The following is a 15,762-nucleotide window of genomic DNA, read 5'->3' on the forward strand; positions in this document are numbered from 1 at the left end:
GCCCTTCGGGGCCCGGACCCGTCTCGCGCCTCATGTCCTGGATCGGGCCGCTGCCTTTGCAACAAGGCCTGCTCTTTGTCGGCGTGCTGCTGCTCTTTGCCTTTCTCGGCCAGAACACCGCCGAGAGCATGCACCGCATGGGACTGACGCCGGGCTTTGCCTTCCTCTCCCATCAGGCCAATTTCGAGATCGGCGAAAGCGTTCTTCCTTACTCGGCCGGCGACAGCTACGCCCGGGCGCTTGCCGCCGGCATCGCCAATACCGTTAAGGTCGCGCTCGTCGGATGTCTGCTTGCAACCGTGCTCGGTGTCGCACTCGGCATCTTCAGGCTGTCCGGCAATCTGCTGCTAGCGACCTTCGCCCATGGCTATGTCGAGCTTCTGCGCAACACGCCTTTGTTGCTGCAACTGTTTCTCTGGAGTGCGACCATCCGCGCGCTTCCGCCGCCGCGCGGCGCCTATACGTTTCTGGGCAGCGTCTACCTCAGCAATCGCGGCGTCTTTCTGCCCTCGCTTTCGGTCGACGGTCTGCCGGCCTCCGTATGGCTGCCCGCGGTGCTCCTGACCGTCTTCGCGGCACTCGTCATTTCCAGACGCCTGCTGGCGGGCGCGACGTTCTATCTGCCGAAAACCGCCGGCACCGTACTCGGCGCGTTGGCAATCTTCTATTTCGCTCTCGTATCCCTCGGCTTCAGCGCATCGGTCGAAGTGCCTGCCAAGGGCGGCTTCAACATTCGCGGCGGCCTATCGCTGACCCCGGAATTCGCCGCGCTGCTGATCGGCCTCGTCGTCAATGCCTCCGCTTCGATTTCCGAGATCGTGCGCAGCGGCATCCAGTCGGTGGCGTCGGGTCAATGGGAAGCCGCTCGCGCACTCGGGCTGAAGCCCGCGCAGATCATGCGCCTCGTCGTACTGCCGCAGGCGCTTCGGGTGATCACGCCGCTGATGATTTCGAGCTTTCTCGATCTGACCAAGAATTCGAGCCTCGCGGTCGCAATTGGTTACCCCGATCTCGTCAGCGTCGCCAACACGACGGCCAACACCACCGGTCAGGCTCTAGAAGCGATCATCATCATCGGCGCCGTCTACCTGACGATCAGTCTTGCGGTTTCGGCCCTCATGAACCTCTACAACCGGCGCGTCGTTCTGCGCGGAGAAGGAAAACGATGAGCCAGATCGAACTTGCGCCGCCGGTCGCGCCCGACTGGCACCGCTGGCGTGAAGGCCTCTTCAACGGTTGGGCCAATGGCCTCGTCACGCTGGCGACGCTCGCCGCAATCCTCTGGATTGCACTTCCCTTTGTCCGCTGGGCCGTCATCGATGCCGTCTGGACCGGCACCGCGGCCGATTGCGCCACGGAAACGGCGGGCGCCTGCTGGGCGTTTGTCGGCGCCAAGTTTCGTTTCATGCTCTTCGCCTTCTTCCCGCCGCCGCTGCAATGGCGCCCGGCGCTGGTGATCGCTCTCATTGCTGCGCTCCTGACCGTCTCCGCCATTCCCCGTTTCTGGAGCTTCCGCCTGGTGCCGGTCTGGTTGCTGGCGCTCGTCGGCATCTGGCTGCTGATGGCGGGGACGTCGGGCTTGGAACCGGTCTCGACCAATCATTGGGGCGGGCTGCCGATCACGCTCACAGTCTCGATCGCTGGCCTTGCCTTCGCCTTTCCGATCGCGCTGCTGCTGGCGCTTGCCCGCCAGTCGGACATGGGGCTCGTGCGCTCCCTGGCCATTGCCTTCATCGAAGTGCTGCGCGGAGTGCCGATGATCGCCGTGCTCTATGTCGCCATGCTGATCGTGCCGATGGCGCTACCGAGCGGCGCGGCCATCGACAAGCTGCTTCGGGCGCAGATCGGCGTCACCCTGTTCTTCTCGGCCTACCTCGCCGAGATCATCCGCGCCGGATTGCAGGTGATCCCGGCGGGTCAGAAGGAGGCGGCGCTGTCGCTTGGCCTCAGCCGGATCCAAATGCTCCGGCTGGTGGTGCTGCCGCAGGCGCTGCGAGCCGTCATCCCGGCCATCGTCAACCTGTCGATCGGCATCGTGCTCAACACCTCGCTGCTTGCGGTCATCGGCATCTACGATCTGCTCAATGCCGCCAAGACCTCGGCCACCGATCCCGCCTGGCTCGGCTTTTACAGCGAGGCCTATATCTTCGCGGCATTGGTCTATTTCGCCATCTGCTTTTCCGGTTCGCGCTACAGCCTGTGGCTGGAGAAGAAGCTCAACGGCGCCCATCGCCGATAGCGGCATCTGACGGGGGTTGCGTGCCACGCGCCGCCGGGCCAAGAGTGCGCCGAAGCGAAATCTGTGACCGGGCAAAGCGCATGGGACAAAAGAACATCGCCGTCATTGGCGGCGGACCGAGCGGCTTGATGGCCGCCGAGGTGCTGTCCGAGCGCGGCCACGCGGTCACCGTCTATGACAGCATGCCGACGGTCGCGCGCAAATTTCTGCTGGCCGGCAAGTCGGGCCTGAACATCACCCATTCGGAGCCCTATACGGCCTTTGCGGAGCGCTTCGGTAATGCCTCGCCGCGATTGCGTGCGGCGCTGGACGCCTTCACGCCCGATGACATCAGGCAATGGGCGGCAGACCTCGGAACCAGGACCTTCGTCGGCTCCTCGGGCCGTGTCTTCCCGGAGGTGATGAAGGCGTCGCCGCTGCTGCGCGCCTGGCTCAAGTCGCTGGAAAGCCGAGGCGTTCGCATCCTGACGCGGCACCACTGGACTGGGTTTGAAGGCAAAGCACCCGCGTTCGATACCCCGGACGGCAAGACGCTTGTCAGCGCAGATGCGACTCTGCTCGCGCTCGGCGGCGCCAGCTATCCGCGTCTCGGGTCGGATGCCGCCTGGGTTTCCTGGCTGGAACAGAGGGGCGTGTCTGTCGCCAAATTCCAGCCCGCCAATTGCGGCTTCGACGTCGACTGGAGCGAGACCTTCCGCGATCGCTTCGCCGGCGCCGCGCTGAAGGGCGTCACCGCAACGTCGGAAGCCGGCACCGTCCCGGGCGAATTCGTCGTCAGCAGGACCGGCATCGAAGGCAGTCTCGTCTATGCGCACACGAGCGCGCTTCGGGATCGACTGTCCGGCGGGGAACCGGCCGACCTGGTGGTCGACCTCACCCCGGGACGTACCGTCGGGAAATTGGCAAAAGACCTTGGCCGCTTCGACACCAAGACCAGCTTTTCCAACCGCTTGCGCAAGGGGGCCGGGCTCGAAGGGGTGAAAGCGGCGCTGCTGCGTGAGGTTTCGCCTGATGCCGCGCGCTTGCCGCCTCCAGAACTTGCGGCCTTGATCAAGGCGTTGCCAATCCCGCTCATCCGCCCACGCCCGATCGCCGAGGCCATCTCCTCCGCCGGCGGCATCGCCTGGTCCGCGATCGATCACGAATACATGTTAAGAGCGCTGCCCGGCACCTTCGTCGCCGGCGAAATGATCGATTGGGAAGCGCCGACCGGGGGCTATCTGCTGACCGCCTGCTTTGCCACAGGGCGTGCGGCGGCTCGCGGGCTCGATCGTTGGCTTAACCGGCCAGCATAAAAGATCGCCGCGCCTTTGGCAGGCGCGGCGATGGTTTCAGGTGGCGTCAAAGCCTTACTGGTCGTTCAGCACCAACCCCTTGGTCAGCTCCAGCGCCTGGCGCTCGAAGAGACCGCGGTAGATGCCACCGTCGAGGCGGATCAGCGCGTCGTGCGTGCCCTCCTCGGCAATCCGGCCGTGGTCGAAGACCAGCAGCCGGTCGAGCGCCCGCACCGTGGAGAGCCGGTGCGCGATGACGAGCGTCGTGCGCCCAAGCATCAGCCGCTCCATCGCCTGCTGGATCAGCACTTCCGATTCCGAATCGAGGCTCGATGTCGCCTCGTCGAGGATCAGGATCGGCGCGTCCGCGAGGAACGCGCGGGCAATGGCGATGCGCTGGCGCTCGCCGCCCGAGAGCTTGACCCCGCGTTCGCCCACCAGCGTGCCGTAGCCTTTCGGCAGAGCCGTGATGAAGTCGTGGGCGCTCGCAAGCCTTGCCGCCTTCTCGATCTCGCTCTGCGTGGCGTCCGGCCGCGCATAGGCGATGTTCTCCGACAGAGAGCGATGGAACAGGATCGGCTCCTGCTGGACGATCGCGATCTGCTGGCGCAGCGACGTCTGCGTCACCGATGCGATGTCCTGACCATCGATCCGGATCTCGCCGGCCTTCAGGTCATGCAGACGCTGGATCAGCTTGACGAAGGTCGTCTTGCCCGAACCTGAGTGCCCGACAAGACCGACGCGTTCGCCCTCCCGGATCGTCACCGAGAAGCGGTCGTAGAGCGGCTTGCGGTGCGCACCGTAGTGGAACGTCACATCCTTGAACTCGATGCGGCCGTCGGTGATGCGGATCGGCTTGGCATCCGCCTTGTCGTCGATGCCGAGCGACTGGCCATGGATGTCGACAAGCTCTTCCATGTCGTTGATCGAGCGCTGCAGGTTGCGGATGTGCTGCCCGACTTCACGCAGATAACCCTGCAGGATGAAGAACGAGGTAAGCACGAAGGTGATGTCGCCGGCCGTCGCCTGGCCTTTCGACCAGAGGAACAGCGCAAAGCCGATCACCGCCGCGCGCAGGATGAGCAGCATGGCGCCCTGCGACGTGCCGTTGGTCGTGCCGCGGATCCAGGTGCGGCGCGTACGGTCACGCCATTTGGCGAGCACCTTGGCAAGGCGTGCGTCCTCGCGGCTTTCGCCGCCAAAACCCTTGACGACGATGTTGCAGCTCACGGCATCGGCGAGCGCCCCGCCGAGCTTGGTGTCCCACCGGTTGGCAAGGCTTGCCATCGGCGCGACGTAACCAAGCGACAGCACGATCGTCATCAGGATGAAGACGATCGACCCGATCCCGATGATGACGCCCATCATCGGCCAGTAGAACGACATCAGGATTGTCGATCCGACCAGCATCACGACGGACGGAAACAGGGCGACGAGCAAGGTGTCGTTCAAGAGATCGAGCGCCCACATGCCGCGGGTCACCTTGCGAACCGTCGATCCGGCAAAGCTGTTGGCATGCCAGTCGGTCGAGAAGCGCTGGATGCGGTAGAAGGCAGCCGACGCGATGTCGGTCATCATCTTGAGGGTCAGATCGGTGACCCCCAGGAAGGTGAGGTGCCTGAGAATGATCGCGCCGAGCGACAGCGCCATCAGCATCCAGAAGGCGGCAAGCGCCGCATCCCAGGCAAGCTGATCGGTCGCCACACCGGAAACGACGGCATCGACGAGCCGGCCCGAATAGAGCGGCGTCAGGACGTCAGCGAGCGTCGACAAGAGAACCATGCCGAGAATGACGCTGATGCGCAGCGGCTGCGCTTTCCAGTGAGACCAGGTGAATCCAAGAACGCTGCGGAACGCACCGCCGCGCAGGTCAATACGAGTAAAAGCCATAACAATCGCCCGATGCGCGACGCATCGGCCTCAAACAAGATCAGAATGGAATATGCCGTTAAAAGGAACCCAGCTTCCGATGCGGCATCATTGGAGTGACCGAATCCTCCGGAGAGGAAGGGCCAAGGTCAGCGAAACGAAATCCGACCTGGAAACGACGAAAAGGCGAAAATGCCCTTCCCGGCCCAGTTCAAGACTGCACGCCGCCCCGTAGGGAGAAAGAAAAAGCTGGCATCTTTTGAAACCTCCCTGATTGGTTGCCGGAAGACGACCTATAGGCGAATCGCGCGCAACCGCCAAGTGCAGAAATCTTGCCATGGCGCCAATCGTCGCGGCTGCGACCTGTTTGCAACAGTCTCCGACATGCCTCCCGGGGTTTACGGCGGTGGGCTCTTCGTAGCAGAGTACGCCGCGATCGCCGACCGTGCATGCACGAAACGGCGGCATCTTGGGGAGGGTTCGCGGCAACCGGCACCGGCAATGACCGGATGGCGATGCGCGGTGGGAGTGAATTGACAAGGTTCCGGTTCGATATCGTCGCGGCACTGCTGCCGCTGATCACCCTTGGCTTCATGGCGTTTGCAGGGCCCGCGCGTGCTGTCGAGAAGCAGGAACTCGTGGTGGTCACCTCCTACCCGCCCTCCTTCTTCGAGCCCTTTCGCGCCGCTTTCGAACGCGCCAATGCCGACATGCGCGTGACGATCGTGCAGCGCAACACCGCGAGCGCCAGCCGCTTCGTCATTGAGAAGGCGGACGTGCCGGCCGACATCTTCTGGGCCTCGGCGGCCGATGCCTTTGAGCTCTTGAAACGCAACGGAAGCCTGCGCCCGATCGCGCCACGCAACACCGGCGCACCGGATCATGTCTTCGGTTATCCCGTGAACGACCCACAGGGCTACTATCTGGGCTTCGCACTGTCGGGCTACGGCTTCGTCTACAATCCCGCCCATCTCGCCCGGAGCAAACTGCCCGTGCCGGAGGACTGGCAGGATCTGCTGAACCCCGTCTATTCCGGCCAGATCGGCATCACCACGCCCTCCCGCTCGGGCACGACGCACCTGATCGTCGAAGCCTTGCTGCAAACCTACGGCTGGGAGAAAGGCTGGGCGATGCTGTCGCAGCTCGGCGGCAATCTCTCAACGGTTACCGCCCGCAGCTTCGGGGTTGCTTCGGGCGTGGCGCAGCGGCGCTTCAGCATCGGCATCACCATCGATTTCCTCGCCACCTCGCCGGATTTCGCCGGCGCCGGCAATGTCTTCGTCCTGCCGCCCGACACCGTGTTCGTGCCGGCAAGCATCGGCATTCTGTCCCGGGCGCGCAACGTGCCGGGAGCCGAACGCTTCGTCGATTTCGTGCTTTCGGAGGCTGGCCAGAAACTGCTGCTGTCGCCGGCAATCGCCCGTATTCCCGTCAATCCGGCGCTCAACAGCGGCCTGCTGCCGCAGGAAGACGGCGAGCGCCTGCTGAAATCCGGCGGCTTCGACGCCGCCCTGTCGGCGCGCAGATATGGCCTCGTCAATCTGATTTTCGACGACTATATCGTGCGCCGCCGGGCAACCCTTGCCCGCCTGTGGAAGAGGGCCGCGGATCTGGAGGCGATGAACATCGAAGACGCGCAACGGCTGAGCATGCTGGCTCGGGCGCGGCGGCTGTTGGGTCAGCCTCCGCTTTCGGCAAGCGAAGTCGCCAATGTTGCTGAGGCCCTGCAAGGCGAATGGCCCCGCGGCGTCGCCCGCTCCCCTGCCCACGCAGAACTCGCGAGCCGCCTGCGCGCACTGATCGAACAGAACCTCAACGAGGCGGAGCAGCTGCTGTCCTCGGCGGCGCGATCTGGCGGTCCCGTCAATCTCCATCCGTGGCGGCAGTGACGATGGCGGTTCTCGAAACGACCGCACGGCAGCCGCGCTGGCGCTTCGGCATCGGCGCCCGCCTCGTGCTGGCCTTTGTCGCGATCGTCGGGCTCGCTGTCGGCGCCTGCCTGGTCGGTTGGCTTTCCTACGAGCGGCTGTCGGGCGAACTGTCGCGCATGGCGGATGAGCAGATGCCGCAGCTCGCCTTCGCGTCGCGACTCTCCAAGGCCGGGGCCGACATCGGCTCCGTGACGTCGGTACTTGCCGGCGCCGAAAGCCGCGCCGAGTACAACGAGATCCGCGCCGTCTACGCGACGCGCCTCCAGACCCTTCGCGCCCTGCTCGAAGAAAACACGGCGCAGTCGAGCACGGCGGCGCTGCTGCCGCTCGCCGAGGCCATCGGCACCAATCTGAAAAAGATCGACCTTGCCGCGGGCAAGCGCTTCACGCTGCGCGAGGCGATGCGGTCGGACATCGACGAGTTGCGCTGGGTCCAGGCCGATCTTCTGGAAGAAGCCGATCCGTTGGTCGACGACATCCGCTTCAACATCGAAGCGGAGACCCGCAAGGGTCAGGGTGCGGCCGCACTCGCCGAACAGCACAAGAGCGAAGCGCTGCTGACCGTCGTCTCCCAGGCGAACCTTGCGACAGGCCTCATCGGTCGGCTGGTCAACGCCACGACCGAAGAGGAAATGCAGGAGACCAACGCCTTCCTCGGCGATAGCGCCGACGAACTGGCAAGCCGCATCCGCTCGCTCGACAGCTGGCCCGACAGCATAACCGTTCGGCAGCTTGCCGGGCGCATTCTCGACCAGTCCAACGCCTCGACGGGCATACCCAATCGCAAGCGCTCGGAAATGTTGCAGGCCAGCACGCTTGCCGAACTTGCCGGCGAAAACAGCCGGCTCGTCGAGGAGCTTGGCCGCAAGATCGAAACGGAAGTGATCGCGATCGAGGCAAGCGCCGGGGACGCCGCCCGGCGCGCGGCTGCGGCAATCGAGACCGGGCGAAGCCTGCTGGTCGCGATCGCCATTCTCTCGGTGCTCGTCGCAAGCGCGATCGGCTATTTCTACGTCCACCGCAACCTCATTGCCCGTATCCGCCTGCTGGCGACGGCCGCCGGCGCGATCAGCGGGGGCCGGCACTCCACGGCGATCCCGCCGCCCGAGGCCGACGAACTCGGCGACCTCTCGCGTGCGCTCACCCTCTTTCGCCAGACCCGCGACGAGCTGATCCAGTCGGCAAAGCTTGCGGCCCTCGGCCAGATGGCGGCCGGCATCGGCCACGAACTCAATCAGCCTCTAGCCGCCCTTCGCGCCCATATTCACAGCGCCGCCACTCTAATCGGCCGCGGCAAGGGCGAGCAGGCAGTCAACAACCTCGACAAGATGAAGGGGCTGACGGGACGCATGGCAGACCAGATCAGCCATATCCGCCGCTTTGCCCGGCGGCCGGACGCGCAGCTGCGGCCGGTCGATCTCACCGCGGCGGTGCGGGACGCCCTCAGCCTGCTCGAACACCGTTTCGAGGAGGAGAACGTCGCCCTCGATCTTTCGTTGCCGCAGGACAGTTCGGCAATGGTCATGGCCGAACCGGTCCGGCTCGAGCAAGTCGCCGTCAATCTCGTCGGCAACGCGCTCGACGCCGTCGCTGTCCAGTCACTTCGGCGCGTGACCGTCAGCGTTGAAGTCACCGGCGGCGTCGCCCGGCTGATCGTCGGCGATACCGGGCACGGCATCGCCACGGAAAACCTGCCAGCTGTGTTCGATCCCTTCTTTACCACCAAGCCGGTAGGCTCGGGGCTCGGTCTCGGCCTGTCGATCTCCTACAACATCGTCAAGGATTTTGGCGGCGACATCACGATCCTCGACACCGGCCCGGCCGGCACACGATTCCTCGTATCCCTGAAAGGCCCGGAATGAGACCGGAAGTGGACATCATCCTGATAGACGACGACGCCAGCGTGCTTGAGGCCTGCTGCCAGGTGTTGGAACTGGAGGACTTCACAGTCTCCCCGCACGGTTCCGTCGTCGCGGCGCTCGCCGGCCTTCGCGCCGACAGCGACACCGTGATCGTCTCGGATGTGCGCATGCCCGATCATGACGGCTTCGACCTGGTCGCCGCCGTGCGCAAGGTCGATCCCGATATCCCGATCGTGCTGATGTCCGGACATGGCGATATCCCGATGGCGCTGCGTGCGATGCGCGAAGGCGCCTGGGATTTCCTGGAGAAGCCAGCCGATCCGGTACACCTGATCGAAACCGTGCGCCGGGCCCGCGATCACCGTCGCCTGCTGCTGGAAAATCGGCGGCTGCGCCTCTCCGTCGACAAGGACGGCTGGGAGACGCGGTTGATCGGCCATTCGGCGCCGATGGTGGCGCTGCGCGAAAAGCTGCAGCGCATCGCTGCCGCCTCCGCCGACGTGCTGATCATCGGCGATACCGGCACCGGCAAGGAAGTGACCGCAAGGGCGCTGCACGATTTCAGCGGCCGCAAGGGCCGTTTCGTCGCCGTCAACTGCGGCGCCATCCCCGAGACCATGCTCGAATCCGAGCTTTTCGGCCATGAGGCCGGCGCCTTTACCGGCGCGCGCGAAAAGCGCATTGGCAAGATCGAATATGCCGATGGCGGCACGCTGTTTCTCGACGAGATCGAATCGATGCCGATCGCAGCCCAGGTGCGGCTGCTACGCGTCCTGCAGGAGCGCGTCATCGAACGGCTCGGATCGAACGTCGAACTGCCGGTCAACATCTGTGTGGTGGCGGCAACGAAAGCCGACCTGCACGATGCCGCGCGGCGGGGAGAATTCCGCGAAGACCTCGCCTACCGCCTCGACATCGCCCGGGTCGAACTGCCGCCGCTCGCGCGCCGCAAGGGCGATGTCGGCCTCCTGTTCCAGCACTTCCTCAGCCTTGCCGCAAAGCGCCAGGGGCGCACTGCGCCGCCGGTCGGCGTCGATCTGCTGGCCGATCTCAACGCCCGGCCCTGGCCCGGCAACGTGCGTGAACTGCGCAATGTCGCGGAACGCTTCGTGCTCGGGCTCGAAGAGCGCCCGGACAGCGAAGCCACGACCGCAGGCGGCGAGACGTTGGAAGCGCAGATGGACCGGCTGGAGCGGACCATTATCATCAACAGTCTCGCCAGACATGAGGGCCGCGTGGGTGCGACCGCCGATGCGCTCGGCATTTCCCGCAAGACGCTCTATCTGAAGATGCGCAAGTTCGACATCGACGCCCGGGCCGATGGCGACGAGGGGTAATGTTACCCTTTTGACCCCGCCTCGCCCGCCCCGATGTTACCTTTCTTACCCATCCCGACGTGAAACTGGCTGGTTTTGCCGGGTTTTTCGATCTGGCACGGGCCTTGCTCTCAATAGGACAGCCGCCAAGCACTGGCGGTCTATTGGGAGGAGATACCTATGTTGAAAACCATCGCAGCAGCGATGCTGATGTCGGCTGCCTTTATCGTGACGGCCCACGCCCAGGACGGTGGCAAGGTGACGATCGTCACTTCGTTCTCCAAGGACGTGACCGATCCGTTCAAGGCGGGCTTCGAGGCCGCCAATCCCGGCTTTACCCTTGACGTCCAGAACAAGAGCACCAGCTCGGGCGTGAAATACATCGACGAGACCAAGGTCAACAACCAGGTCGACCTGTTCTGGGCGTCGGCGCCTGACGCCTTCGACAGCTTGAAGAGCAAGGAACTCCTGGCCAAGTTCACCCCGTCGGTGACGGGCCTGCCCGAAAAAGTCGGCTCCTATCCGGTCAACGATCCGGACGGCTTCTATTTCGGCTTTGCCGCGTCGGGCTACGGCATCATGTCGAACGACCGCTACCTGGAAGCCAACAACCTGCCGAAGCCGGCCGAATGGGGCGACCTCGCCAAGCCGGAATACTTTGACCACGTCGCCATCGCCGCCCCGTCGCGCTCCGGCACCACCCACCTGACGATCGAGACGATCCTGCAGGGCGAAGGCTGGGACAAGGGCTGGGGCACGCTCAAGGGCATCGGCGGCAACCTGCAGCAGGTGACCGAGCGCTCCTTTGGCGTTCCGGACGCGGTCAACTCCGGCCAGACCGGCATCGGCATCGTCATCGACTTCTTCGCCTTCTCGGCTCAGGCAAGCGGCTTCCCGGTGAGCTTCGCCTATCCTTCGGTCACGACAGTCGTGCCGGCCAATATCGGCATCGTCGCCAATGCCCCGAACCAGGCCGGCGCCGAGGCCTTCGTCAACTACATCCTGTCGGAGAAGGGCCAGGAAGTCCTGCTCGAGCCGGCGATCCGTCGCCTGCCGATCAACCCGGCGCTCTACGCCAAGGCGCCCGAAGGCTTCCCGAACCCCTTCAAGGATCCGCGCTTCCAGTCGATGATCACCTTTGACAGCGACGTTTCGAAGAAGCGCACGGATGTCGTCGACACGCTGTTCGACCAGCTCATCTCCTTCCAGCTCGAAAACCTGAAGGGCGCCACCCAGGCGATCCATGCGGCCGAAAAGGCGCTCGCTGCCAACGAACAGCCGGCGGCCCGCGCGCTTCTTGACGAAGCCAAGGTCCTGGCTGCCGCCATGCCGATCACGGCGGAGGAGGCAGCCAGCAAGGAAACGCGCGACGCCTTTACCGGCGGCGAAGAGAAGACCGCACGCCAGGCGGAACTGGAGCAGAAGTGGGCCGCGTTCGCGACGGAGAAATATGCCGCCGCCAAGGCCAAGGCTGAAGAAGCCCTGAACCTCGTCGACTAACGCGCGACAGCGACCGCCTGCCCAACTGGCGGGCGGTCATGCTCCCAAAACATCATAGCTTCGCCGACCCTGGCGCGCCTTGCGCGCGCCCGGTTGGCCGAACTCATTCCGGAGTCTGCCCCATGGCGCTCGTCGCTTCCGTTCCCATCAGGCCCGCCGCGGCCAAACCAGGCCAGATCCTGGCGGTCTCGGTGATCGCCCTGTTCCTGGCGATCTTCCTGGTCATCCCCGCCGGCACTGTCATCTACACCGCCTTCACCGAGAAGGGCACCGGTGCGCTGACCATCGTCAACTTCATCGACTTCTTCAACACCGTCCTCTTCCGCCGGTCCTTCTTCAATTCGGTCTATGTGTCCGGCATGTCGGTCGTCTGGGCGAGCGCCATTGCGCTGCCGCTCGCGGTGCTCACGACCCGCTTCGACTTCCGCGGCTCGCTCATCATCCAGACGCTCGGCTTCGTGCCCCTGATCATGCCGCCCTTCGTCGGCGCGGTGGCGATGCAGCTTCTCTTCGGTCGCAACGGCACGGTGAACCTGCTCTTGAACGACTGGTTCGGCCTCCGCATCCCCTTCATGGAGGGGCTGAACGGCGTCATCTTCGTGCAGTCGCTGCACTATTTCCCCTTCATCCTGATCAACCTGTCGACCAGCCTGCGCAATATCGACCGGTCGATGGAAGAAGCTGCCCAGAACCTCGGCTCCTCCGGCTTTCGCCTCTTCCGCCGCATCGTCTTTCCGCTTGCCATGCCCGGCTATCTCGCCGGCGCGTCGCTCGTCTTCGTCAAGGTCTTCGACGATCTGGCGACACCGCTGCTCCTCAACGTCAAGGACATGCTGGCGCCGCAGGCCTATCTCCGCGTCACCTCCGTCGGCCTCACCGACCCGATGGGCTACGTCATCTCGGTCATCCTCATCGCGGTCTCGATCTTCGCCATGTGGCTTTCGGCGGTCGCCATGCGCGGCAAGGACTATTCGACCGTGCAGCGTGGCGGCGGCGGCCTTTCCAGGCGCAAGCTCAGCCGCGGCGAAAGCGTCATCGCCTATGGCGTCGTCGCTCTGATCCTTCTCCTGGTGCTCTCGCCACACATCGGCCTGCTGCTGCTGTCCTTCGCAACCGTCTGGTCGTTCAGCCCGCTGCCGGACGCCTATACCGTTGCGCATTACGGCCGCGTCTTCGGCGAAAGCTCGCTCTACATCAAGAACACGCTGATCTACGCCAGCCTTGCCGGCCTGATAGACGTGGTGATCGGCGGCGCCATCGCCTATCTGGTGCTGCGCACCAAGGTCGTCGGCCGTCGCTGGCTCGACTGGGCGGCCACTGCAGCGCTCGCGATCCCCGGCGTCGTGCTCGGCATCGGCTATCTCCGGACCTTCTACGGCATCACGCTGCCCGACGGTACACCGCTTGCAACGCTCTGGGTCATGGTGGTACTGGCGCTTGCCGTCCGCCGCCTGCCCTATGCGCTAAGGGCCTGCTACGCCGCCCTGCAACAGGTGTCGGAATCGCTCGAAGAAGCCGCCGAAAACCTCGGCGCGACCAAGCAGCGGACCATCCGCCGCATCGTCTTGCCGCTGATGACCGGCGGCCTGCTTGCCGGTTTCGTCACCAGCTTCTCGACGGCCGCCGTCGAGCTCTCGGCAACGCTGATGCTGATCCAGAGCAATTCGGACGCGCCGATCGCCTACGGGCTCTACGTCTTCATGCAATCGCCGGCCGGTCGCGGTCCGGGTGCGGCCCTCGGCGTCATCGCCGTGATCATGGTCGCGCTCTGCACGCTCCTGTCCCACTACGTCATCGAGCGCCGCCAGAAGGCGCTCGGGACGGCAAAATAATTCGGGAGGAAACAATGACAGTGAACAACAACAGCGCCGCACTCGCCGCCGGCCCCGCCAAGGCGATCAGCATCAGTGACGTCAATCTCTACTACGGCGCGCTGCACGTCCTGAAGAACATCAATCTCGAAATACAGCCGGGGGAATTCTTCGCCTTTCTCGGCCCGTCCGGCTGCGGCAAGACCACGCTTTTGCGGCTGATCGCCGGCTTCAACAACGCCCGTCAGGGCAAGGTCGTGATCGGCGGACAGGACGTGCTCGACATGCCCGCATGGAAGCGCGACATCGGCATGGTGTTCCAGTCCTACGCGCTCTGGCCGCACATGACCGTCGCCGCCAATGTCGCCTTCGGCCTTGAAGAACGGCGCCTGCCACGCGCCGAGGTCGACCGTCGGGTCAAGGCGGCGCTGGACCTCGTCGGCCTCAAGCACCTCGCTGATCGCCGCCCGTCGCAGCTTTCCGGCGGCCAGCAGCAGCGCGTGGCGCTCGCCCGCACCATCGCCATCGAGCCGAAGGTGCTGTTGCTCGACGAGCCCCTGTCCAACCTCGACGCCAAGATGCGCGTCGAAGTCCGGCGCGAACTGCGCGAGCTGCAGCAGCGGCTGCAGCTGACAACCATCTTCGTCACCCACGACCAGGAAGAGGCCAACACGGTCTGCGACCGGATCGCCGTCTTCAACGAGGGCAGCATCCAGCAGGTGGGAACGCCGATGGGGCTCTATGAGAAGCCAGCCAATCTGTTCGTCGCCAACTTCCTTGGCACCGCCAATATCCTCGACGGCAAGGTGGCAGGCAGCGGTGCCAGCAGGAACTTCGAGGTGGTTGGCGGCGGCTCCATCCCGATCCCGGCGGGCACCGATGTGCCAGCAGGCGCCAAACTCGTCTTCCGGCCGCAATATGCGACGATCGGCAGCCTCGAGCCGGGCGCCGTCGCGCTCGAAGGCATCATTGCGCATCGCGAATTCCTCGGCGCGACCGTGCGCTACGGTGTCAGGATTGGGGCGGCGACGGTGCTGATCGACGCGCCGTTCCATTCCGGCGACGCGCTTCTCGAACCCGGCGCGACGACGACGCTCGGCCTCAAGCCGTCGTCGGCGCAATGGCTCGCCCACTAGAGCATACGACGCGCGTCCGCCGGTCTCGCCGGCGGGCGCGAGCTTCCCCATTTCAAGCAGCGCCAGATCGCTGACACCCGAGTTCCGCATGAAAAGAGATCTTCCAAGCCTCATCCTTATCCGCCACGGCGAAACCCAATGGAACGTCGCCGGCCGCCTGCAGGGCCGCAAGGACACGCCGCTGACCGCCAATGGCGTGCGCCAGGCACTCGCCGTCGGCCTGCGCCTTGCCGAACGGATCGCCGAGGAAGAAAAGAACCTGACCTTCTGGGTGAGCCCGCTCGGCCGCGCCCGCCAGACCGCATCGATCCTCGCCGACACCTGGTCGATCCCCTTCGATCGTTTTGCCGAGGCGGCTGCCCTTGCCGAACGCTCCTATGGCGCCTGGGAGGGGCTGGCCCATGACGAGATCGAGCGCGATCTTGCCGATCAGTACGATGCGCACAGCGCCGACCCGTTCGACTATTCGATGCCGGGCGGCGAAAGCCGGACGGCGCTTTCAGCGCGCCTTCAGGCCTGGCTCGACACGCTCGACCGCGGCCGCCGCCATGTCGTCGTCACCCATAGCGGTTGCCTCAGGGCCCTGCGCGGCATCTACACCGCCGCCTCGCGCGATGAGATTCTTGCCTATCGCGAGCCGCAGACCGCCTCGTTCCTTCTGACCGCAGGTCGCGAGACCATGCTCGACGTGCCCCTCAACATCCTGCGCGCCCTTGGCTGCGATGGCGCAGGAAGGACCGTCTGGATCTGATCGACAAGGCCGCCGCAACCAACCCGAAGAAACGCCGCGCATGAAAACCATGCGCGGCGTTCGATGTTCAGAG

At 64.8% G+C, this 15,762-nt stretch carries 11 protein-coding genes; 10 read left to right on the forward strand and 1 reads right to left on the reverse strand.

Translation table 11 applies throughout. The annotated features are described in order from the left end of the window. Positions 1–32: 32 nt before the first annotated feature. The 3 genes from IB279_RS33600 (at position 33) to IB279_RS33610 (ending at position 3,534) form a co-directional block, all read left to right on the forward strand. Complete coding sequence (locus tag IB279_RS33600; RefSeq protein WP_246802222.1) at positions 33–1,169, forward strand: amino acid ABC transporter permease; 1,137 nt, start codon at positions 33–35, stop codon at positions 1,167–1,169. After that, the gene (locus tag IB279_RS33605; protein WP_034790167.1) at positions 1,166–2,239 is read left to right on the forward strand and encodes an amino acid ABC transporter permease; all 1,074 of its coding nucleotides are present in this window, start codon (positions 1,166–1,168) and stop codon (positions 2,237–2,239) included. Before IB279_RS33600 ends, IB279_RS33605 begins: the two co-directional genes overlap by 4 nt. Positions 2,240–2,319: 80 nt before the next feature. Next, positions 2,320–3,534, forward strand: a complete 1,215-nt coding sequence (locus IB279_RS33610; RefSeq protein WP_113189445.1) for a TIGR03862 family flavoprotein — start codon at positions 2,320–2,322, stop codon at positions 3,532–3,534. Between the two features lie 54 nt (positions 3,535–3,588). On the opposite strand, the gene IB279_RS33615 is transcribed toward IB279_RS33610, so the two are convergent. Beyond that, positions 3,589–5,403, reverse strand: a complete 1,815-nt coding sequence (locus tag IB279_RS33615) for an ABC transporter ATP-binding protein (RefSeq protein WP_060519951.1) — start codon at positions 5,401–5,403, stop codon at positions 3,589–3,591. Between the two features lie 512 nt (positions 5,404–5,915). Here IB279_RS33615 and IB279_RS33620 point away from each other — a divergent pair. The 7 genes from IB279_RS33620 to IB279_RS33650 all read left to right on the forward strand — a co-directional run bounded on the left by IB279_RS33620 (position 5,916) and on the right by IB279_RS33650 (position 15,689). Next, on the forward strand, positions 5,916–7,271 hold the full coding sequence (locus IB279_RS33620; protein ID WP_162250982.1) for an ABC transporter substrate-binding protein: 1,356 nt from the start codon (positions 5,916–5,918) through the stop codon (positions 7,269–7,271). 2 nt (positions 7,272–7,273) lie between these two features. After that, complete coding sequence (locus tag IB279_RS33625) at positions 7,274–9,175, forward strand: ATP-binding protein (protein ID WP_112983756.1); 1,902 nt, start codon at positions 7,274–7,276, stop codon at positions 9,173–9,175. After that, positions 9,172–10,512 carry a sigma-54 dependent transcriptional regulator gene (locus IB279_RS33630; protein WP_112983757.1) on the forward strand — a complete coding sequence of 447 codons (1,341 nt, stop codon included), beginning with the start codon at positions 9,172–9,174 and terminating at the stop codon, positions 10,510–10,512. The genes IB279_RS33625 and IB279_RS33630 overlap by 4 nt, the downstream gene beginning before the upstream one ends. 159 nt (positions 10,513–10,671) lie before the next feature. Beyond that, positions 10,672–11,991: an ABC transporter substrate-binding protein gene (locus IB279_RS33635; RefSeq protein WP_060519960.1), complete on the forward strand. Its 1,320-nt coding sequence runs from the start codon at positions 10,672–10,674 to the stop codon at positions 11,989–11,991. A 122-nt stretch (positions 11,992–12,113) separates the two neighbouring features. Further along, entirely contained in the window at positions 12,114–13,823 is a 1,710-nt protein-coding gene (locus tag IB279_RS33640) for an iron ABC transporter permease (RefSeq protein ID WP_192340639.1), read from the forward strand. 14 nt (positions 13,824–13,837) lie between these two features. Continuing rightward, complete coding sequence (locus IB279_RS33645) at positions 13,838–14,938, forward strand: ABC transporter ATP-binding protein (RefSeq protein ID WP_113504339.1); 1,101 nt, start codon at positions 13,838–13,840, stop codon at positions 14,936–14,938. Positions 14,939–15,026: 88 nt separating this feature from the next. Then, positions 15,027–15,689, forward strand: coding sequence for a histidine phosphatase family protein (locus IB279_RS33650; RefSeq protein WP_034790208.1), 663 nt, complete (start codon positions 15,027–15,029; stop codon positions 15,687–15,689). The last annotated feature ends 73 nt before the right edge of the window (positions 15,690–15,762 follow it).

The organism is Ensifer sp. ENS06 (assembly GCF_014852205.1).
Classification (GTDB): Bacteria; Pseudomonadota; Alphaproteobacteria; order Rhizobiales; family Rhizobiaceae; genus Ensifer; species Ensifer adhaerens.